The sequence below is a fragment of the Pantoea sp. GD03673 genome (assembly GCF_029844725.1).
In the GTDB taxonomy this organism is placed as follows: Bacteria; Pseudomonadota; Gammaproteobacteria; order Enterobacterales; family Enterobacteriaceae; genus Pantoea.
Genome location: NZ_JAOCKJ010000008.1, coordinates 172298 through 193716, shown reverse-complemented (window position 1 = coordinate 193716; position 21419 = coordinate 172298). Strand labels below are relative to the sequence as shown.

17 protein-coding genes and 5 pseudogenes are annotated in these 21419 nt (G+C 55.8%); 15 read left to right on the top strand and 7 right to left on the bottom strand.

Annotated elements, in window-relative coordinates:
• Nucleotides 1-3: 3 nt before the first annotated feature.
• The 14 genes and pseudogenes from N5J69_RS17090 to N5J69_RS17025 all read left to right on the top strand — a co-directional run bounded on the left by N5J69_RS17090 (nt 4) and on the right by N5J69_RS17025 (nt 12844).
• Nucleotides 4-1710 carry a cation:proton antiporter gene (locus N5J69_RS17090; RefSeq protein ID WP_034113490.1) on the top strand — a complete coding sequence of 569 codons (1707 nt, stop codon included), beginning with the start codon at nt 4-6 and terminating at the stop codon, nt 1708-1710.
• A 20-nt stretch (nt 1711-1730) separates the two neighbouring features.
• Nucleotides 1731-2624, top strand: a complete 894-nt coding sequence (locus tag N5J69_RS17085; RefSeq protein ID WP_176464243.1) for a GGDEF domain-containing protein — start codon at nt 1731-1733, stop codon at nt 2622-2624.
• 28 nt (nt 2625-2652) lie between these two features.
• Complete coding sequence (locus tag N5J69_RS17080) at nt 2653-2736, top strand: hypothetical protein (protein ID WP_193759561.1); 84 nt, start codon at nt 2653-2655, stop codon at nt 2734-2736.
• Between the two features lie 11 nt (nt 2737-2747).
• A complete protein-coding gene (locus N5J69_RS17075; RefSeq protein ID WP_047290147.1) occupies nt 2748-3236 on the top strand; it encodes a phosphate-starvation-inducible PsiE family protein in 489 nt (162 codons plus the stop codon).
• Nucleotides 3223-4186, top strand: a pseudogene (locus N5J69_RS17070) (zinc metalloprotease HtpX). The gene N5J69_RS17075 and the pseudogene N5J69_RS17070 overlap by 14 nt, the downstream one beginning before the upstream one ends.
• Nucleotides 4187-4205: 19 nt before the next feature.
• Nucleotides 4206-4460 (top strand): annotated as a pseudogene (locus tag N5J69_RS17065) (2-alkenal reductase); the annotation flags it as partial.
• A gap of 70 nt (nt 4461-4530) precedes the next feature.
• Nucleotides 4531-5384, top strand: a protein-coding gene (locus tag N5J69_RS17060) for an IS5 family transposase (protein ID WP_180246351.1) whose coding sequence is annotated in 2 segments (ribosomal slippage) — nt 4531-4872 and nt 4875-5384 — 852 coding nt in all. Because the reading frame shifts where the segments join, the coding sequence is not laid out codon by codon here.
• Nucleotides 5357-6280 (top strand): annotated as a pseudogene (locus N5J69_RS17055) (trypsin-like peptidase domain-containing protein); the annotation flags it as partial. The gene N5J69_RS17060 and the pseudogene N5J69_RS17055, both read left to right, overlap by 28 nt.
• Before the next feature lie 667 nt (nt 6281-6947).
• A complete protein-coding gene (gene pstS / locus N5J69_RS17050; RefSeq protein ID WP_279771778.1) occupies nt 6948-7991 on the top strand; it encodes a phosphate ABC transporter substrate-binding protein PstS in 1044 nt (347 codons plus the stop codon).
• Nucleotides 7992-8078: 87 nt separating this feature from the next.
• On the top strand, nt 8079-9041 hold the full coding sequence (gene pstC / locus N5J69_RS17045) for a phosphate ABC transporter permease PstC (RefSeq protein ID WP_279771776.1): 963 nt from the start codon (nt 8079-8081) through the stop codon (nt 9039-9041).
• Complete coding sequence (gene pstA, locus N5J69_RS17040; RefSeq protein WP_013359567.1) at nt 9038-9928, top strand: phosphate ABC transporter permease PstA; 891 nt, start codon at nt 9038-9040, stop codon at nt 9926-9928. The genes pstC and pstA overlap by 4 nt, the downstream gene beginning before the upstream one ends.
• A 44-nt stretch (nt 9929-9972) precedes the next feature.
• Nucleotides 9973-10746, top strand: coding sequence for a phosphate ABC transporter ATP-binding protein PstB (gene pstB, locus N5J69_RS17035; RefSeq protein ID WP_279771775.1), 774 nt, complete (start codon nt 9973-9975; stop codon nt 10744-10746).
• Nucleotides 10747-10763: 17 nt separating this feature from the next.
• Nucleotides 10764-11498 carry a phosphate signaling complex protein PhoU gene (gene phoU / locus N5J69_RS17030; protein ID WP_003849553.1) on the top strand — a complete coding sequence of 245 codons (735 nt, stop codon included), beginning with the start codon at nt 10764-10766 and terminating at the stop codon, nt 11496-11498.
• A 107-nt stretch (nt 11499-11605) separates the two neighbouring features.
• Nucleotides 11606-12844 (top strand): MFS transporter, encoded by a 1239-nt coding sequence (locus tag N5J69_RS17025; RefSeq protein WP_279771774.1) that lies wholly within the window; start codon nt 11606-11608, stop codon nt 12842-12844.
• 353 nt (nt 12845-13197) lie between these two features.
• Here the strand turns inward: N5J69_RS17025 and N5J69_RS17020 are convergent, their stop codons facing one another.
• The 7 genes and pseudogenes from N5J69_RS17020 to xylA form a co-directional block, all read right to left on the bottom strand.
• Nucleotides 13198-13440, bottom strand: coding sequence for a hypothetical protein (locus N5J69_RS17020; protein WP_279771773.1), 243 nt, complete (start codon nt 13438-13440; stop codon nt 13198-13200).
• 402 nt (nt 13441-13842) lie between these two features.
• Nucleotides 13843-14552 (bottom strand): annotated as a pseudogene (locus N5J69_RS17015) (FGGY-family carbohydrate kinase); the annotation flags it as partial.
• A 381-nt stretch (nt 14553-14933) separates the two neighbouring features.
• The gene (locus N5J69_RS17010) at nt 14934-15182 is read right to left on the bottom strand and encodes a hypothetical protein (protein WP_279771772.1); all 249 of its coding nucleotides are present in this window, start codon (nt 15180-15182) and stop codon (nt 14934-14936) included.
• A 385-nt stretch (nt 15183-15567) separates the two neighbouring features.
• A pseudogene (locus tag N5J69_RS17005) lies at nt 15568-16277 on the bottom strand (FGGY-family carbohydrate kinase); the annotation flags it as partial.
• 381 nt (nt 16278-16658) lie between these two features.
• The gene (locus N5J69_RS17000; protein WP_279771772.1) at nt 16659-16907 is read right to left on the bottom strand and encodes a hypothetical protein; all 249 of its coding nucleotides are present in this window, start codon (nt 16905-16907) and stop codon (nt 16659-16661) included.
• Between the two features lie 385 nt (nt 16908-17292).
• Nucleotides 17293-18735: a xylulokinase gene (gene xylB / locus N5J69_RS16995; RefSeq protein ID WP_279771771.1), complete on the bottom strand. Its 1443-nt coding sequence runs from the start codon at nt 18733-18735 to the stop codon at nt 17293-17295.
• A 17-nt stretch (nt 18736-18752) separates the two neighbouring features.
• Nucleotides 18753-20075 carry a xylose isomerase gene (xylA, locus tag N5J69_RS16990; protein ID WP_279771769.1) on the bottom strand — a complete coding sequence of 441 codons (1323 nt, stop codon included), beginning with the start codon at nt 20073-20075 and terminating at the stop codon, nt 18753-18755.
• 344 nt (nt 20076-20419) lie between these two features.
• Here xylA and xylF point away from each other — a divergent pair, with 344 nt between their 5' ends.
• Nucleotides 20420-21412, top strand: a complete 993-nt coding sequence (gene xylF / locus N5J69_RS16985) for a D-xylose ABC transporter substrate-binding protein (RefSeq protein ID WP_279771768.1) — start codon at nt 20420-20422, stop codon at nt 21410-21412.
• Nucleotides 21413-21419 lie beyond the last annotated feature (7 nt).

Below are 21419 nucleotides of genomic sequence, written 5' to 3'. Positions count from 1 at the left end.
CCGATGCAGGATTTGCTCGGCACTACCCTGATCCTGCTGGCGGCGTGCAGCCTCGCGGTGGTGGCGACGGCGGCGTTCAGAGTACCCGCCTTGCTGGGTTACCTCGCCGTCGGCGCCTTGCTGGGCCCCTCGGTCAGCGGTGTGATCGCGCCGGGAGAGGCGTTGACTTTCATATCCGAACTGGGTGTGGCCCTGCTGCTGTTCATGGTCGGACTGGAATTCTCGCTGGGGCACTTCTGGCTCACTCGCAAGACCGTACTGGCGTCCGGCAGCTTGCAGATGGTCGTCGTGGCCGCGCCACTGACCCTGGTGCTGATCGGGTTGGGTCAGCCAGCTCAGAGCGCTGCACTGCTCGGCGCCGCAGCGGCCATGTCGTCCACGGCGCTGGTCAGCCGACAGCTGGCCGACCAAGGCGAGCTCACCACCCGCCACGGCCGCAGTGCCATCGCCGTGCTGGTCTTTCAGGACCTGGCCAGCGTGCCCCTGCTGGCCCTGCTGGCGATCTGGGCGCGCGGCGACTCGCCGAAGATCGAGAGCGTGCTGCTCGAAGTGTTGGGCGTGCTGGTGTTGTTCGCGGCAGCGGCGGTTGCCTCGCGTCGTCTGTTGCATGGCCTGCTGGGCTGGGTGGCGCGGCAGGGCCACGAAGAATCCTTCGTGCTGGTCTCCTTGTGCGTGGTCGTGGCGGCAGCCGCTGCTGCACACGCCGTCGGCGTATCCGCCGCCCTGGGGGCCTTTCTCGCCGGCATGGTCCTGGGCGAGAGCGACTTCCGGCACCACATGGAAAGCCACCTCAAGCCCTTTCGTGATGTGCTGTCGGGCCTGTTCTTCGTGACCATTGGCCTGCAGCTGGACACCGCGCAGATCGTGGCCGCACCGCTGGCGGTACTGGGTTGGCTGTTGGCCTTGGTGCCTCTCAAGATGGGGCTGAACTTTCTGGCGCTGCGCGCAACCCGCCTGTCGGCGCTCGACGCCTGGCGCGCAGGCATCGTGCTGGGTCATGGCGGCGAGTTTGCGCTGCTGCTCCTGGGCATGGTCATGCAGCAGCACCTGATCGCCGCCACCATGGTGCAACCGATGCTGGTGGCGCTGGTGTTGAGCATGGGGTTGGCACCGCTCCTGATCCGACACCATGACCGATGGGCGCGGGCTTTCAGCCGCTCGGGCGCACTCGGTCAGCCACCGCAGGCCGAAGAAGGCGAAGTCGCCGAGCGGGCGCGGTCGTTACGCGACCATGTGATCATCTGTGGGGCGGATGACGTCGGGCTGCTGCTGAGCCGAACGCTGCGCCTGGCAGGCATACCGCATTTGCTGCTGGAATCGGACCGCCAACGGGTCGAAGCGGGGCGTGCGATGGGGGCGCCGGTGTCGTATGGCGATGCCAGTCGGCTCGACACCCTGGCCGCCGCCGGATTGGCCCATGCCCGCCTGGTGGTGCTGACGTTTGCCCGTCCGCAGACGGCCCTGCGTATCGCTCAGGCGGTTCTCGACCGCCGCCTGAGCTTGTCCGTGGTGGTGGCCACTGAGCGCGTAACGGATGCCCAGCTTTTGCGTAATCTGCCCAATGTCAGACTGTACCCGTTGTACCTGGCTGCGGGACTGGGACTGGCCGAGCAGGTACTGTTGATGTTGGGCATCAACGCCGACCAAGTCGACCACCGGATCGAGGAATTACGGCAGACACTCAGTGAGTCAGGTGGGGATAGACCATGAACGGGCCGACCATTTGACTGATGGTGTCGCTACTTGCCAATATTGGCATGGCGGTTGCGCTATGGCGTTTTGTTCGTACCAATCGCCAGAGGCGTGACGAGCTGAAGCATCGCCAACAAGCGCAAATCGATGACAAGGAACGGATCGCCATCGCCCTGGAGGGCGCAGGGCTGGGATTCTGGGAGTGGGATATCGCTACCGACAGCTTCAGGCTTTCTGCCCGCAGTCTGGCGATGTTCGGCTTGACCTCCGACGAGGAGGTTGGCGCCACCCATGCCGCATGGCAAGCGCGTACTCACCCGGAGGATTTGCCGGTCGCTCTGGCAAAGGTGCGCGCTTACCAAGAAAACCCGTCGGAGCGATTGGAGTGCGAGTACCGCGTTCGTCATCGATCTGGCGTTTGGATTTGGGTGCTGGATCGCGGCCGTTGGCTGGGTGGCGCGGGCAGGCAACTGATAGTCGGCACTCTGCTCGACATCTCTTCTCGCAAGGAAATGGAGCAGCAGTTGCTGCGTATGGCGATCACCGACCCCTTGACCGGCTTGTCGAACCGGCGGGCTTTTAACGAACGATTACAGCTGGAATGGGAGCGCCTCAAACGCAGCACCGAGATACAAGCAGCACTTGTGCTCTGCGACATCGATCACTTCAAGCGTATCAATGACACCTATGGACACGGATGCAGCGATGAGGTGCTCAAGCACTTTGCTTCACGGTTGAGGGAACATGTTCGCGCAACCGACATGGCTGCCCGGATTGGGGGGGAGGAATTCGCTGTGTTGTTGGAAGCGGCATCGATAGAAGACGCCCAAGTATGGGCGGAGCGATTTCGTCAGGACACTGCGGCGACAGCGGTGGTGTGTGGAGAGGTGTCGATCAGCTATAGCGCCAGCATGGGGGGAGGCTCTCCTTGACCCCCGTTTGCACTCTGTCGAGCAGGTGATGCAGCAGGCGGACAGCGCGCTCTACCAGGCAAAAAGACAAGGGCGCAACCAAGTTGTGGGTGCACAAGTATTTCAGAATTGAGAGGAGTGGCGATGAAGGAAAAGCAAGCAGACCCGATCAAAACATTTCGCGCCCAATGGGCAGTGATGACGTTCTACGAGCGCTTCGAACAGGTGATCGCGCTCGCGCTGTCCGCAATCATTGCCGTGATTATCGTGGTCTCGCTGCTGCAGCTGATCTCGATCGTCTTCAGCCTGCTGATCATTGATGCGTTCAATCCGCTCGATCACAAGGTCTTCCAGACCGTGTTCGGCATGATCATGACGCTGCTCATCGCCATGGAGTTCAAGCATTCCATCGTGCGGGTGGCCTTGCGGCGCGACAGCATCATCCAGGTCAAGACGGTGATCCTGATCGGGCTGATGGCCCTGGCGCGTAAATTCGTGATCCTCGACCCGGAGACCGGCCCCGCCAAGGTCGCGGCGCTCGCAGGCGCGACACTGGCCCTCGGGGCGACTTACTGGCTGCTGCGCGAGCGCGATGACCGGACAGCCGGGGAAAGCTCAGATGATCAGTCGTGATCTGCGCCACGCGCAGAATGTCGGCGCGCGGCATCGCTGGCTCAATCGCCTGCAAACCGCGCTGTTGGTGCTGACCCTGCTCGGGATTGCCGCCGTCGCTGGCAGCCTGCTGTTGGGTGACGGCGGGCTTTGGCTGGCGCTTGCGGCCGCGGGGTTCACCCTGCTGCTCGAACCGGCGGCCGCCTCCGGGCTGACCTTGCGGCTGTATGGCGCACGCCCCCTGCACCCGGATGAAGCGCCCGATCTTTGGGCTGTGTTGCGCGGAACTGGCGGCGCGGGCCGGGCTGCCTGCCGTGCCGGTACCGCACTACGTGCCCAGCGGGGTCGTCAACGCCTTCGCCACCGGTTCGAAGCATCACGCGGCCATCGCGCTGACCGACGGCCTGTTGCGTAGCCTCACGCCCCGCGAGTTGACCGGCGTGCTCGGCCACGAAATCGCGCATATTGCGAACGAGGATTTGCGTGTCATGGGCTTGGCCGATTCCATCAGCCGGCTCACCCATCTTCTAGCCTTGTTGGGGCAGCTTGCGATCGTGCTCAGCTTGCCAGCGCTATTGCTTGGAGTCACGGAAGTCAATTGGCCCGCGTTGCTTCTACTGGCGGTCGCGCCACAGCTGGCCTTGCTGGCTCAGTTGGGCTTGTCCAGGGTGCGCGAATTCGACGCCGACCGGCTCGCTGCCGAATTGACCGGCGACCCGCACGGGCTGGCCTCGGCGCTCGCCAAGATCGAGCGGGTGAGCCGCTCCTGGCGCGCCTGGCTGCTGCCCGGATGGGGCAATCCGGAACCCTCCTGGTTGCGCACGCATCCGGCGACGGCTGAACGCATTGAGCGCTTGCTGGAACTTGCTCCGCCGCCCGCGATGCCGCCGTTTCCATCGGCCCGTTTCGTCCCCGAGGTGACCGTATCACCACGTCCGCCACGCTGGCGCACCGGCGGCCTTTGGCGCTGATTTCAACATGGAGAATGACGTGACCTACCCCGACCCCTACAGCCGCCCGGCGCCGGATCGATTCATCCGGCGCTGGCTCGTCATCACTGGCTGCATCGCCGCACTCATGCTGCTGTGGCAGTTCCTGCCCGCCATCGAAGCCTGGTTCAGTCCCCACGAAACGCAGGAGCGCACGGTGACGCCGCGCGGCGACCTGGCCGCCGACGAAAAAACCACCATCGAGCTGTTCGAGAAATCGCGCGGGTCGGTGGTTTACATCACCACGGCACAACTAGGCTCTGTACGTAAACCCAAGAAATACGATTTTCTGTAAAATACACCGCCATTAAAGCCAGGAGGCCAAGATGGCAAAGCGGTATGAACTCCCCGACGCAGCCTGGGATCTGGTTGCAGATATCTTCACCAAAAATCAGCGCACCGGGCGCCCTCGGGCCGATGATCGCCTGATGCTAAACGGTATTCTCTGGGTGCTTTGCTCTGGCGCAGCCTGGCGAGACATGCCCGAACGATTCGGCCCTTGGTCAACGATCTATCAACGGTTCCGGGGATGGCGTGATTGCGGAGCTTTTGATCAGATGCTCAAGCGTCTTCATATCCGATTGAATGAGCAGGGTTTGATTGACTTGGAAACATGGATGATCGACTCCACTGCCGTACGAGCAACCCGGGCCTCATCAGGTGCCGGGAAAAAAGGGGATTTGAAGAACCGCAAGACCACGCGCTCGGGCGCAGCCGGGGTGGCCTGACGACCAAGATTCACATGCTGTGCGACGCCAATGGTGTGCCTCTGCGTTTCCTGTTGTCAGGCGGACAAGCCAGCGATATAGCCTATGCCCAACCGCTACTCGATCAGGCTTGCATACCCAGCCTGCGCGGTCGCCCACGCAAGCGTTGCCGCTGGTTGCTGGCTGACAAGGGTTACGACGCTGAAGCGCTGCGCCAGTATTGTGATCGTTATCGCATGCAGCCAGTCATTCCGTTGCGAAGCATGAAGCGCAAAACCAAGCCAGGATTGCCTCGACTTTTTGATCGCCCCAAATATCGGCAGTGCAACATCATCGAACGCATGTTTGGCTGGCTGAAGGAGAACCGTCGCATCGTGACGCGCTTCGACAAGCTCGCAACAAGTTTTGCGGCGATGGTCTCATTGGCCTGCGCTATGCGGTGCTTGCGACAATACTTTACGTACAGAGCCTAGTGCGTGACGTCTGGTCGCGCAATGTCTTTTCCGTGCCGCGCGGCACCGGCTCCGGCTTCATCTGGGACGATGCCGGCCACGTGGTGACCAACTTCCACGTGATCCAGGGGGCATCGTCTGCCACGGTCAAACTGGCCGACGGTCGCGATTATCAGGCTGCGCTCGTTGGCGCCAGTCCTGCGCACGACATCGCGGTACTCAAGATTGGCGTCGGCTTCAAGCGCCCGCCGGCGGTGCCGGTGGGCACCAGTGCCGATCTCAAGGTGGGGCAAAAGGTCTTTGCCATTGGCAATCCCTTCGGGCTCGACTGGACGCTCACCACCGGCATCGTCTCGGCGCTTGACCGCACCCTTTCCGGCGACGCCAGTGGCCCGGCCATTGACCACCTGATCCAGACCGACGCCGCTATCAACCCCGGCAATTCCGGTGGCCCGCTGCTCGATTCGGCTGGGCGGCTGATCGGCATCAATACCGCCATCTACAGTCCGTCTGGCGCCTCGGCCGGCATCGGCTTTGCGGTGCCGGTCGATACCGTCATGCGCGTGGTGCCGCAACTCATAAAGACCGGCAAGTACATCCGTCCGGCGCTGGGCATCGAGGTGGATGAGCAGCTCAACGCGCGTCTGCAGGCGCTGACCGGCAGTAAGGGCGTATTCGTATTGCGCGTGACGCCGGGCTCGGCGGCGCACAGGGCCGGGCTCGTCGGCGTCGAGGTCACCGCAGGCGGCATCGTGCCCGGCGATCGCGTTATCAGCATCGACGGTATCGCCGTCGACGACGTCACCACATTACAGGCCCGGCTAGACGACAAGAACGTTGGAGATGTTGTGGTCTTGTTAGTGGAGCGGGCCGGCAAGACTCGCGAGATGCTTGTGGAACTACAACCGGGAGTTTGATGGAAAGTGGGTCATGGATCTGCACAGCGAAGCAGCCAAGCGACTTCAGCCTTGCGCCGAACTACGAGCCCTAGCTAGTGCAGTGGGGGGAAGGCTGTTTAGGTTAAATGGATATAAGGGAGTCATTTTTGATTGTGTTTTTAAAAGAAGGTGTTGATTTTTTTGGGTAAGCATTTAGGGCGTCCAAGGGTTGGAGCAGTTGGCACGGATGAGAGAGCTCAATGCTCGCTAGGGATTGGATCTATGTGTTTTTTCTGACTGACTGCTTACATGTTGGAACGGGCAACATCGGAAAAGGATGAATCTTTATTTTCACCATTTACCGTATTTTTCGAGCCTGGGCGAAAATTAGGATGATACTTTAGCGCCCTTAATCACTCTCCCATGAAAGGCAAAACGATCCAGTCTCGGGTGTAAGTGCTCACAACATACTGATATAAAAGGGATTTTTTATGAATAGGAGAGCGCGCGACGTTTCTCTCTGTTTTTAGGGTTAGGATGAAACTTTATTTGCATCCCACAGCCCACTTCATTCTGGCCCTCTGTCACATAACTGTCATATTTCGTACATTTCACTGTCATCAAACTGTCCTATTTTCCCTCCTGCAGCAATCACAGACTCTTACTAAAACGGCCCCGAGCCTGACTTTTCTCCCCTGGAGGGAACATGACACTGATGCGTAGCACCGTAGCCCGAATCCTCGCCACCACCTTCGCCGTAAGCGCGGTATCTGCTTTTGCGGCCACCGATCTCACTGGCGCTGGCGGGACGTTCCCGGCACCGGTTTATGCCAAGTGGGCAGCAGAATATCAGCAAGCCACCGGTAGCAAAATTAACTACCAGGGTATCGGTTCATCTGGCGGCGTGAAACAGATCATCGCCAAAACCGTCGATTTCGGTGCATCGGATGCGCCAATGAAAGATGAAGATCTGCAGAAAAATGGTCTGTTCCAGTTCCCTACCGTGATTGGTGGCGTGGTGCTGGCAGTTAACCTGCCCGGTATCAAGTCAGGTCAGCTGACGCTGGATGGCAAGACCGTCGGTGATATCTACCTGGGCACCATCAAAAAGTGGAACGACCCGGCGATCGCTAAACTTAACCCAGGGGTAAAACTGCCTGAAACCAACATCAACGTGGTGCGTCGCGCTGATGGTTCTGGCACCTCGTTCGTCTTCACCAGCTATCTGGCAAAAGTGAACCAGGACTGGAACAGCAAGATTGGTAAAGGCAACACGGTTAACTGGCCGGTGGGTCTGGGCGGCAAAGGCAACGACGGCGTCGCCGCCTTTGTTCAGCGTCTGCCGGGTTCAATCGGCTATGTGGAATATGCCTATGCCAAACAGAACAACCTGACCTACACCAAACTGATGGATGCGGATGGCAAAGCGGTTGCACCAAGCGAAACCAGCTTCAGTAATGCGGCGAAAGGCGCTGACTGGAGCAAATCGTTCGCACAGGACCTGACCTTCCAGAAGGGCGCGGATGCCTGGCCAATCTCCTCAACCACCTTCATTCTGATTTATAAAGATCAGGCGAATGCGGCGAAAGGCGCTGAAGTACTGAAGTTCTTTGACTGGGCGTACAAAAGCGGCAGCAAAACGGCCACCGCGCTGGACTATGCTGCGCTGCCAGAGAGCGTGACACAACAGATTCGTGCCGCCTGGAAAGCGAACATCAAAGACAGTTCTGGTAAAGCGCTTTATCAGTAATTGACCGACCCTGACCGGACAGCGGTTTGGTCAGACCCTACGGGCGGCGTCCTGCCGCCCTGATAACCTCTGAAGACTGAGACTTCTATGGCTGCAACGAAGCCGGCATTCAAAGCCCCGGGCAAACAAGGTGACAGAATTTTTGGCGCGCTGGTCAGGCTGGCTGCGCTGATTGTGCTGTTACTGATGGGTGGCATTATTGTCTCCCTGATCATCTCCTCGTGGCCCAGCATCCAGAAGTTTGGTTTCGCCTTTCTGTGGACCAAAACCTGGGATGCTCCCAACGAACAATTCGGCGCACTGGTTCCGATCTACGGCACCCTTGTGACGTCTGTCATCGCCCTGATTATCGCCGTGCCGGTGAGTTTTGGTATCGCGCTGTTCCTGACGGAACTCGCGCCAGGCTGGCTGCGTCGCCCGCTGGGCACCGCCATTGAGCTGCTGGCTGCTATCCCGAGTATCGTGTATGGCATGTGGGGCCTGTTTGTTTTCGCGCCACTGTTTGCCGAATATTTTCAGACGCCGGTTAACGACGTGATGTCGGGCATTCCGATTGTCGGCGAGCTCTTCTCCGGTCCCGCTTTTGGTATCGGCATCCTCGCAGCGGGGGTGATTCTGGCAATCATGATCATCCCTTACATCGCCTCGGTCATGCGCGACGTCTTTGAGCAGACCCCGGTGATGATGAAAGAGTCAGCCTACGGCATCGGCTGCACCACCTGGGAAGTGATCTGGCGCATCGTCCTGCCCTTTACCAAAAATGGTGTGATTGGTGGCGTAATGCTGGGACTGGGGCGTGCGCTGGGTGAGACCATGGCCGTGACCTTTATTATCGGCAACACCTACCAGCTCGACAGCCCGTCGTTGTTTATGCCGGGTAACAGCATCACCTCGGCGCTGGCCAACGAGTTCGCGGAAGCGGAATCGGGTGTGCATGTCGCTGCGCTGATGGAGCTGGGGCTGATCCTGTTTGTGATTACCTTTATCGTACTGGCGATTTCAAAGCTGATGATTATGCGGCTGGCGAAAAGTGAAGGAGCGCGCTCATGACCACGATTGAAATTCAGGCGCGCGCCGAACTGGACGCATCACGCCGTAAAATGCAGTCCTGGCGCAGCACGAAAAATAAAATTGCGCTGACGCTGTCGCTGCTGACCATGGCGTTTGGCCTGTTCTGGCTGGTGTGGATTCTGTTCACCACCGTGTCGCGCGGCGTGGACGGACTCTCCTGGTCCCTGTTCACCGAATCAACGCCACCACCGAATACCGCAGGCGGCGGTCTGGCGAACGCCCTGGCGGGCAGTGGCTTACTGATTTTCTGGTCGACCTTCTTCGGCACACCGCTGGGCATCATGGCGGGCATCTATCTGGCGGAATATGGGCGTAAGTCGGCCCTGTCAGAAGTGATCCGCTTTATTAACGACATTCTGCTTTCGGCACCCTCCATTGTGGTCGGGCTGTTCGTTTACACCCTGGTGGTGTCGCAGATGCAGCACTTCTCTGGCTGGGCCGGGGTGATTGCGCTGGCGTTACTGCAGGTGCCGATTGTGATTCGTACCACCGAAAATATGCTGCGGCTGGTGCCAGACAGCATGCGTGAAGCAGCTTATGCGCTCGGCACGCCCAAGTGGAAGATGATCTCGGCCATCACCCTGAAAGCGTCGGTCTCCGGCATCATCACCGGCGTGCTGCTGGCGATTGCCCGCATCGCCGGGGAAACGGCCCCGCTGCTGTTTACGGCGCTGTCGAACCAGTTCTGGAGCACCGACATGATGCAGCCGCTGGCGAACCTGCCGGTGACCATCTTCAAATTCGCCATGAGCCCGTTCGCCGAATGGCAGAGCCTGGCCTGGGCGGGTGTGCTGATTATTACCCTCTGCGTGCTGCTGCTGAACATTGTGGCGCGGGTCATTTTCGCCAAAGGTAAACACGGTTAACTTCCGGCGCGGCCCTGTGCGGCGCCGTATAAGAGAGATGAATTATGAGTATCGCGACGGCATCAGCCGATAAAATTCAGGTCCGTAATCTGAACTTCTATTACGGCAAGTTTCATGCGCTGAAGAACATCAACCTGGATATCGCTAAGAATCAGGTCACCGCGTTTATCGGGCCATCGGGCTGTGGTAAGTCAACCCTGCTGCGGACCTTCAATAAAATGTACTCGCTCTACCCGGAGCAGCGGGCCGAAGGGGACATTCTGCTGGATGGCGAAAACATTCTGGCGACACAGCAGGATATTGCGCTGCTGCGTGCCCGCGTCGGCATGGTGTTCCAGAAGCCTACGCCGTTCCCGATGTCGATCTATGACAACATCGCCTTTGGTGTTCGCCTGTTTGAAAAGCTGTCGCGGGCCGATATGGATGAGCGCGTACAGTGGGCGCTGACCAAAGCGGCGCTGTGGAATGAAACCAAAGACAAGCTGCATCAGAGCGGTTACAGTCTCTCCGGTGGTCAGCAGCAACGCCTTTGCATTGCCCGTGGCATTGCGATTCGTCCGGAAGTCCTGCTGCTGGATGAGCCCTGCTCCGCACTGGATCCCATCTCTACCGGCCGTATTGAAGAGCTGATCACCGAGCTGAAACAGGATTACACCGTGGTGATTGTGACGCACAACATGCAGCAGGCGGCGCGCTGCTCTGACCATACCGCTTTCATGTATCTGGGCGAACTGATTGAGTTCAGCGACACCGACACGCTGTTCACCAAGCCCGCACAGAAGCAAACCGAAGACTACATTACTGGCCGCTACGGCTGATCTGACAGGAGATCGACATGGATAATCTGAATCTGAATAAGCACATCTCCGGTCAGTTCAATGCCGAACTGGAGCACATCCGCACCCAGGTAATGATCATGGGTGGCATGGTCGAGCAGCAGCTGACCGATGCGATTACCGCGATGCACAACCTGGACGGGGAACTGGCGCAGCGGGTCATCGACGGCGACCAGAAGGTGAATATGATGGAAGTGGAGATTGATGAAGCCTGCGTGCGCATCATCGCCAAACGCCAGCCAACCGCGATTGATTTGCGTCTGGTGATGGCGATCATCAAAACCATTTCTGAGCTGGAACGCATTGGTGACGTGGCCGAGAAGATCAGCCGCACGGCGCTGGAGAAGTTTGGTCAGCAGCATCTTCCGCTGCTGGTTAGCCTTGAGTCGCTGGGTCGTCACACCGTGCAGATGCTGCATGACGTACTGGACGCCTTTGCACGGATGGATCTCAATGAAGCGATCACTATCTACCGTGAAGATAAGAAGGTGGATAAAGAGTACGAAGGTATTGTGCGTCAGCTGATGACCTACATGATGGAAGATCCGCGCACCATTCCCAGCGTGCTGACGGCGCTGTTCTGTGCCCGCGCCATCGAGCGCATCGGCGATCGTTGCCAGAACATCTGCGAAATCATCTTCTATTTCGTTAAAGGTCAGGATTTCCGTCACGTTGGCGGTGACCGGCTTGATGAATTACTGTCGGGCGATGACGGCAGCAACAAACCTTCCTGATACAGGGCTTCCCTGCGCCCGACTGGCGCAGGGATAAGCCTTTTCAATTGGTCACATCCTGAACTCTCTTTATAATTGCGGCACTTTTCTCTCAGAGGTGCGCAACGATGTCCCCTTCTCCCCAATCTGTGCCGGGCGTAACGCCGGGCAAAGCGATGCTGGCTGCGGTCAGCGGTTATGCCATGGATGGATTTGACCTGCTGATACTTGGCTTTATGCTGCCAGCTATCAGTGTTTCGCTGGCGCTCAATCCTTCACAGGCGGGATCGCTGGTGACCTGGACGCTGATTGGCGCGGTTGTCGGTGGCATTGTTTTCGGTCATCTCAGCGACCGTTACGGGCGTATCCGCATGCTGACCGTCACCATTCTGGTTTTCTCAATCTTTACCGGCCTGTGTGCGGTGGCGCAGGGCTACTGGGATCTGCTCGCCTGGCGAACGCTGGCGGGCGTCGGGCTGGGGGGCGAATTTGGTATTGGCATGGCGCTGATTGCTGAGGCCTGGCCTGTTGAGAAGCGCAATCGCGCATCCGCGTGGGTCGGTATTGGCTGGCAGCTGGGGGTGCTGATGGCCGCGTTTATCACGCCGCCGCTGCTGGAAATCATCGGCTGGCGCGGCATGTTCCTGGTCGGTTTATTGCCTGCACTGGTCTCGTTTGCCATTCGTCGCGGCATGGGCGAACCGGAGGCGTATCAACGGCAGGTTAAACATGTGCCGTCACTCTCTTTCCCGGCGCGCCTGAAGCTGCTGGTGCGCGATCGCGCTACGGCCAAAGCCAGTCTCGGTATTTTTATTCTCTGTTCAGTCCAGAACTTTGGTTACTACGGGCTGATGATCTGGATGCCGAGCTACCTCTCTTCCAGTTTTGGCTTCAGTCTGACGAAGTCGGGCCTCTGGACTGCGGTAACGGTTGTCGGGATGACCTTTGGCATCTGGCTGTTTGGCGTGCTGGCCGACCGCTTTGCGCGCTGGAAAATCTTCCTGCTCTATCAGTTCGGCGCTGTGGTGATGGTGGTCGTTTATGCGCAGCTGCGCGACCCGACTGTCATGCTGTTTACCGGCGCGATTATGGGGATGTTTGTTAACGGCATGATTGGCGGCTACGGCGCGCTGATTTCCGATACCTTCCCGCCACAGGTGCGTGCCACTGCGCAAAACGTCCTGTTTAATCTTGGACGAGGCGTGGGCGGCTTTGGCCCGGTGGTAATCGGTCTGCTGGCGAGCCAGTTCTCATTCACGGCGGCGATTACCCTGCTGGCACTGATTTATCTGCTGGATATTGCCGCGACGCTATTTCTGCTGCCGAAAAAGCAGGGTCAGGAAGATACGCTGGGTGCCATTGGCTGACGCTGCTGAAAACAGTGCGCTGACCTGTATCGCCGGGATAAATGTTATCCCGGCGATGAGCGTCAAATAAGACAGCATTCATCATGCTCACTGTTTTACCTTATTCGTTAATTGCTTTTTTACGGTTAAGTGCATAGCGCTATTGTATTTTTGCTATTAGGATTAACTGATTTAACTGGCAATTAAAATATATTTAACGCGTTATTTTATTATTAGGGATCAGCAGGGTTATGCGTGCAGCACTACAGGAAGGCTAAGCTAAAAGATAAAGCAGTGGGGGAGTGTAAACAGGGGATTAAAAAAGGTTGCTATAAACCTATAGCAACCCCGACATTTAGTTTTAAAACTAAGATTTACTTAGCGAAAACAGACAGAAAGCTGGAGATGCCAGTCATCAGATAAGAGACAGCACTCAGGCCAAACTGCTTATAAGACAGAAAGATAGTTTTACCGTTGCTGGTAGAGTTTTCCAGCGCTGCGCTGGTTGCTACTAATTCGGTGTTTACCTGACTGATAGCGGTATTCAGACCGGCCAGAAACGCAGTCAGACCAGCGCCGCTTACCATTTCGATTTCATTGGTTTTTAATTCTTTCATTGTCATATCCTTATTTACATTTTTACATTAAGCCCCGTGTCGGGAGGGCTAATTTATATCGGCAAAAAGTCAAAGTAAATAGAATTTAAATAGAGATTAATCATTTCAGTGCTTCAGGCTTAATAATAAATAAATCAATAGTAAAAAGGCCATAATTAAATTTCTAATCCTGCTCAGGGGTTTTAATTCAAGTCAAACGGTTATAATTAGGGTGTTGGCGGGATGTTATTTCCGGGCAGGCTTGTCTGTTGCTGGTTTTATTCTGACTGCGTGGTTTTCAACAATGTTAATATAAAGCTGGCGTCTCGTTGTTGTGTGTTTTACCGCGCAAAGCACCGTCAACGCCATGAGCCGTTGCAGAGCGGTAAAGGTCAGGATGCCGTTCCGGGCATCCTGTCGGGTTCAGTTCATCAGCGGCAGGAGCTGCTGAAAGAGCGTGGCAAAAGTCTCCCGACGCGTCTGGTAGTGCGCCAGCCTGTCCGGATCGGGCTGATGTCGCTGTATCCGCGCCGGGGTCGGAATAACGACCTGTGCATCCCGTGCCTGCTGCGCCAGCCTTGCGGCACCCAGGGCCGGACCCACGTCACCGCCGTGGCAGTAATCCAGTGTCTGACCGCTGATATCTGCCAGCATCTGACGCCACAGGGCACTGCGTGCGCCACCACCAATCAACATAATGCTCTTTGGCTGCACGCCACACTCATGCAGCACGTCCATGCCCTGCGCCAGGGCAAACCCTACGCCCTCCAGTACCGATCGTGCCAGTTCAGGACGGCCATGCTGGTGGGTGAAGCCAAAGAAAGCGCCTCCCGGGATTGTTATGCGGCGTGCGTTATACGGAAAGATCACAGCGCGGGCACATCCTCCCAGGCACGCTCCGCTTCCGCCAGCAGCTCAGTCGCTGTGAAGCCAGGCATCATCAGGTTGCCGGTGATCAAACGTGAATCCGGCACCTTCTGCTCCAGCTCACGACACTGTGCCTCGCTGTGCCCGTCATTCCAGAGCATGGCCGGACGTAATACCTGGTGAGCGCTGTCGGGCAGCATTGCACCAGGCATCTGCCCGCTCAGTCCGATAGCCTGCAGCGTCCGCAGATCCTGCTGCCGAAGAAGCAGGGCCAGGAAGATACGCTGGGCACAACTGGCTGATACTGTAATAAGAGCGATGCTGGGATGTGTATGCTCCCTGCATTTAAGAATCTGAGACTCTCTGTGCTGACTTTGTTCATCACCTGAATGTCTGAAATTATGCGGGAGATCTTAGGCTGTATGAATGTAACCTGAAATATTCAGGATTTAACGCAATAAAATGCAGAGGAGTAATATCAATCCTCCCGATATACAGAGGATAAATACTTTACGTTTTAAAATAGGCTCAGTGAAGCACTAAAGATGTTTAATATGATATTTAATGAAAGATAAGGTTGTTATAGTCAGCCTGTAACAACCTTAATGTTCATTATCATCATGAAGACAATAGTGAAAGTTTATTTATTATGCTGCGGTATTCAATGAAGACAGGGCGTTATACAGACCTGTCATATGACCAGAAGCGATACTCAGGCCAAATTTCTTATGGCTCAGGCCGATGGTCTGACCGATGCTGGTTGAAGCCTCTAGCGCTGTGGTAGTGTCAGTCAGTGCAGTATTAACATTGCTAATTGCCTTATTCAGGCCAGCCAGAAACTCAGTCAGACCTGCACCGCTCACCATGTCGATTTCGCTGATATTTAATTCTTTCATTGGTGTGTCCTTATTTAGTTTATCTCCTGAAGTGGAGTGGCTTATTTATATCGCAATGAAAAAATATGTAAACCGAAGATAAATAAACTTTAAGGGAGTCAGCATCAATTGCTAATTAATCGGCAGGTGGGATAGTAAATTATCCATTTTTAAAACCAGGCTGCTCAGATATTTTAAGTTAAGTCAATATTTCCTGCCTGACGTATGCAGTCCTGAATATAGAACAGTAGAAATATTAACGCTTTCTTTGCGGGAAGGAAATTATTTAATTTTCTTTTTTCAGTTCTCATAAATAAAAGAATTACCTGTTTACAACAGAATAAGCTGCAAGAGCCGGACGCTATACCACGCAAAGCCTGTTATCAGGCAGAGCGTCCGGGCCTCTTTACTTCATCAGTGGCAGGAGTTGCTGATAGAGCGTGGCAAAAGTCTCCCGACGCGACTGGTAGTGCGCCAGTCTGTCCGGATCGGGCTGATGTCGCTGTATCCGCGCCGGGGTCGGAATAACGACCTGTGCATCCAGTGCCTGCTGCGCCAGCCTTGCGGCACCCAGGGCCGGACCCACGTCACCGCCATGGCAGTAATCCAGTGTCTGACCGCTGATATCCGCCAGCATCTGACGCCACAGGGCACTGCGTGCGCCACCACCAATCAACATAATGCTCTTTGGCTGCACGCCACACTCATGCAGCACGTCCATGCCCTGCGCCAGGGCAAACCCTACGCCCTCCAGTACCGATCGTGCCAGTTCAGGACGGCCATGCTGGTGGGTGAAGCCAAAGAAAGCGCCTCCCGGGATTGTTATGCGGCGTGCGTTATACGGAAAGATCACAGCGCGGGCACATCCTCCCAGGCACGCTCCGCTTCCGCCAGCAGCTCAGTCGCTGTGAAGCCAGGCATCATCAGGTTGCCGGTGATCAAACGTGAATCCGGCACCTTCTGCTCCAGCTCACGACACTGTGCCTCGCTGTGCCCGTCATTCCAGAGCATGGCCGGACGTAATACCTGGTGAGCGCTGTCGGGCAGCATTGCACCAGGCATCTGCCCGCTCAGTCCGATAGCCTGCAGCGTCCGCAGATCCTGCTGCCGAAGAAGCAGGGCCAGGAAGATACGCTGGGCACAACTGGCTGATACTGTAATAAGAGCGATGCTGGGATGTGTATGCTCCCTGCATTTAAGAATCTGAGACTCTCTGTGCTGACTTTGTTCATCACCTGAATGTCTGAAATTATGCGGGAGATCTTAGGCTGTATGAATGTAACCTGAAATATTCAGGATTTAACGCAATAAAATGCAGAGGAGTAATATCAATCCTCCCGATATACAGAGGATAAATACTTTACGTTTTAAAATAGGCTCAGTGAAGCACTAAAGATGTTTAATATGATATTTAATGAAAGATAAGGTTGTTATAGTCAGCCTGTAACAACCTTAATGTTCATTATCATCATGAAGACAATAGTGAAAGTTTATTTATTATGCTGCGGTATTCAATGAAGACAGGGCGTTATACAGACCTGTCATATGACCAGAAGCGATACTCAGGCCAAATTTCTTATGGCTCAGGCCGATGGTCTGACCGATGCTGGTTGAAGCCTCTAGCGCTGTGGTAGTGTCAGTCAGTGCAGTATTAACATTGCTAATTGCCTTATTCAGGCCAGCCAGAAACTCAGTCAGACCTGCACCGCTCACCATGTCGATTTCGCTGATATTTAATTCTTTCATTGGTGTGTCCTTATTTAGTTTATCTCCTGAAGTGGAGTGGCTTATTTATATCGCAATGAAAAAATATGTAAACCGAAGATAAATAAACTTTAAGGGAGTCAGCATCAATTGCTAATTAATCGGCAGGTGGGATAGTAAATTATCCATTTTTAAAACCAGGCTGCTCAGATATTTTAAGTTAAGTCAATATTTCCTGCCTGACGTATGCAGTCCTGAATATAGAACAGTAGAAATATTAACGCTTTCTTTGCGGGAAGGAAATTATTTAATTTTCTTTTTTCAGTTCTCATAAATAAAAGAATTACCTGTTTACAACAGAATAAGCTGCAAGAGCCGGACGCTATACCACGCAAAGCCTGTTATCAGGCAGAGCGTCCGGGCCTCTTTACTTCATCAGTGGCAGGAGTTGCTGATAGAGCGTGGCAAAAGTCTCCCGACGCGACTGGTAGTGCGCCAGTCTGTCCGGATCGGGCTGATGTCGCTGTATCCGCGCCGGGGTCGGAATAACGACCTGTGCATCCAGTGCCTGCTGCGCCAGCCTTGCGGCACCCAGGGCCGGACCCACGTCACCGCCATGGCAGTAATCCAGTGTCTGACCGCTGATATCCGCCAGCATCTGACGCCACAGGGCACTGCGTGCGCCACCACCAATCAACATAATGCTCTTTGGCTGCACGCCACACTCATGCAGCACGTCCATGCCCTGCGCCAGGGCAAACCCTACGCCCTCCAGCACCGATCGTGCCAGTTCAGGACGGCCATGCTGGTGGGTGAAGCCAAAGAAAGCGCCTCTGGCTCCGGGATTGTTATGCGGCGTGCGTTCTCCTGAAAGATAGGGCAGAAACCACAGCGCGGGCACATCATCCCGGGCACGCTCCGCTTCCGCCAGCAGCTCAGGGACATCCCTGCAACCGGTCAGCGCGGCTGCCCAGTCCAGACAGGAGGCCGCACTGAGCATCACCGACATCAGATGCCAGCGCTGCGGCAATGCGTGACAGAAGCTGTGAACGGCACGCTGCGGATTGCTGAGATAGCCGTCGCTCACCACAAAGTAGACGCCGGAGGTGCCCAGCGACAGCATGCCCTGGCCCGGTTCAGTCATGCCGACGCCAACTGCGCCTGCGGCATTATCGCCTCCGCCTGCCGCCAGCGGCACCGCGTTCATCTTCCAGCGGGCGGCCAGTCCGGCATGCAACGTGCTGGTCAGGGCATTGCCCTCATAGAGCTGCGGCATCTGATCGCGGCTGAGATCGCAGGCGTGAAGCATCACATCGCTCCAGTCACGCTGCGCCACATCCAGCCACATCGTGCCTGCGGCATCTGACATATCGGTGGCGAAGTCGCCACTCAGTCGCCAGCGCAGATAATCTTTGGGCAGCAGCACGTGAGCAACCCGACTGAAGATGTCCGGTTCATGTTGCTGCACCCACAGCAGCTTAGGCGCCGTGAAGCCAGGCATCATCAGGTTGCCGGTGATCAAACGTGAATCCGGCACCTTCTGCTCCAGCTCACGACACTGCGCCTCGCTGCGCCCGTCATTCCAGAGCATGGCCGGACGTAATACCTGGTGAGCACAGTCGAGCAGTGTTGCACCATGCATCTGTCCGCTCAGTCCGATAGCCTGCACCGTCCGCAGATCCTGCTGCGCGCTCATAGCCTGCATGGCTGAATCCAGTGCCTGCCACCAGCTTTCGGGATCCTGCTCGCTCCACAATGGCTGCGGCCGCGAAACCTGTAGTGGCGATGTTTCTGTCGCCACCACGTTGCCTTGTGCATCCATCAGCACCACTTTGACGCCAGAGGTGCCTAAATCGATCCCGATAAACATGCTCTGCTCCTGAAGGGTTAAAAATCAAACAGGTAGTGATTGACCAGGTTTTCCAGCTGCTCCTGACGTCCGCTCTGATGCTGCGGATTGAGCTGATGCTGCTGAGCATGCGCCGCCAGCGCCTCCAGTGAAAACTCACCTTTTAAAATTTGCTGGCCGAACTCACCATTCCAGCCGCTGTAGCGCTGTGCCACACGCTTATCCAGCTCGCCATCGCCTATCATGCGAGCCGCCACCTTCAGCGCCAGCGCCATGGTGTCCATTGCGCCGATATGCCCGTAAAAGAGATCATATTTATCCGTGCTCTGACGACGCACTTTGGCATCAAAGTTTAAGCCGCCGGTGGTAAAGCCGCCCGCCTTAAGAATTTCGTACATCACCAGCGCATTCTCTTCCACGCTGACCGGGAACTGGTCGGTATCCCAGCCGCACTGCGGATCGCCGCGGTTAGCATCCACGGAACCAAAAATACCCAGCGCAATGGCCGTCGCGATTTCATGATGGAAAGAGTGGCCGGCCAGCGTGGCGTGGTTCGCCTCAACGTTAACCTTGATCTCTTTCTCCAGGCCGAACTGTTTCAGGAAGCCATAAACCGTGGCGACATCGTAATCATACTGATGTTTAGTCGGCTCCTGCGGTTTCGGTTCAATCAGCAGCGTCCCCTGGAAACCAATTTTATGCTTATGCTCGACCACCATCTGCATAAAGCGGCCAATCTGCTCGCGCTCCTGGCGCAAATCGGTATTCAGCAGGGTTTCGTAGCCTTCACGGCCGCCCCACAGCACATAGTTTTCGCCGCCCAGCGTTTTCGTCGCCTGCATGGCGTTGCAGACCTGCGTCGCAGCCCAGGCAAAGACGTCCGGATCGGGATTAGTGGCAGCACCGGCACCGTAGCGCGGATGGGTAAAGCAGTTGGCCGTGCCCCACAGCAATTTCACGCCGGTTTCCTGTTGTTTCTCCAGCAGTTTATCGGTCATGGCGGCAAAGTTTTCTTTGTAGCTGTGCAGCGAATCGCCTTCTGGTGAGACATCAACGTCATGGAAGCAGTACCACGGCACATTCAGCTTGTGGAAAAACTCAAAGGCCACATCCGCTTTCAGTTTTGCCTGCTGCAGCGCATCGCCGTTTTTCTGCCAGGGGCGATCGAAGGCACCGACACCAAACATGTCCGCGCCATTCCAGCAGAAGGTGTGCCAGTAACAGGCGGCAAAGCGCAGATGCTCCGCCATGGTCTTGCCGAGAATCACCTCATCGGGATTGTAATGGCGGAAAGCGAGAGGATGCGTCGACTGGGTGCCTTCATAACGAACCCGATCGATCTGATCGAAATAAGCGTGCATGGTTTGCTCCTTAGCATCAGTACCCGGATGGTCTGCGTTGAAGCAATATTTGATATTGGCTGTTACCCCGGCTCAATTACGATATTTCATTACCGGTGTCAGATAATTATTATTTGTGCGCTGGCTCGCAAAATATTGTTATTTACCTGTCGGTTTTTCATTGCCACTCTCTTGTCCGAAAAAGATGAAACCTCGATCGCGCTCATAAAAAAAGAAATAAACTAAAAAACATAATAGCCAGATAAAAATCAGTAATTGCTGCAACAGGAAAAGAAGGGCAACAATTCATCCGCCTGGTTTATCGGCCTGCGATAACAATAGCCTCCACCTACAGGATGATCACAATGAAGATGAAACATGCACTGTTCGCCGCCTGCGCGGCACTGGCGCTGTTCAGCCAGACCAGCGCGGCAAAAGAAGTGAAGATCGGCATGGCAATTGACGATTTGCGCCTTGAGCGCTGGCAGAAAGACCGCGATATTTTCGTTAAACAGGCAGAGACGCTGGGCGCTAAGGTGTTTGTTCAGTCAGCCAATGGCAACGAAGAAACACAGATGTCGCAGATTGAAAATATGATCAACCGCGGTGTCGATGTGCTGGTGATTATTCCCTACAACGGTCAGGTATTGAGTAACGTTGTTGCTGAAGCGAAACGGGAAGGCATTAAAGTGCTGGCCTATGACCGGATGATAAATAATGCTGACATCGATTTTTATATCTCTTTCGATAATGAAAAAGTCGGTGAATTGCAGGCCGAAAGCATTGTGAAGCAGGTGCCTGAGGGTAACTATTTTTTAATGGGCGGATCGCCGGTGGATAATAACGCCCGTCTGTTCCGCGCCGGACAGATGAAAGTGTTAAAACCTTATATTGATAAAGGCAGCATTAAAATTGTCGGCGATCAGTGGGTCGATGCCTGGCTGCCAGAAAATGCCCTGAAAATTATGGAAAACGCCCTGACCGCTAACAGCAACCATATTGATGCGGTCGTGGCCTCTAACGATGCTACCGCAGGCGGTGCGATTCAGGCCCTGAGTGCTCAGGGGCTGGCAGGAAAAGTGGCAATCTCAGGTCAGGATGCTGACCTGGCCGCAATTAAGCGTATCAAAGCGGGCACTCAGACCATGACGGTTTACAAACCGATCACCGAACTGGCCACCGAAGCGGCGAAGATTGCCGTCGAGCTGGGCGATGGCAAAACACCCGCCAGCAACAGCAAGCTCAATAACGGCCTGAAAGAGGTGCCATCACGGCTGCTGAAGCCGATTCCGGTTAACAAAGACAATATCGAAAGCACCGTGGTCAAAGACGGTTTCCACAAACAGAGCGAACTCTGACCGCGCA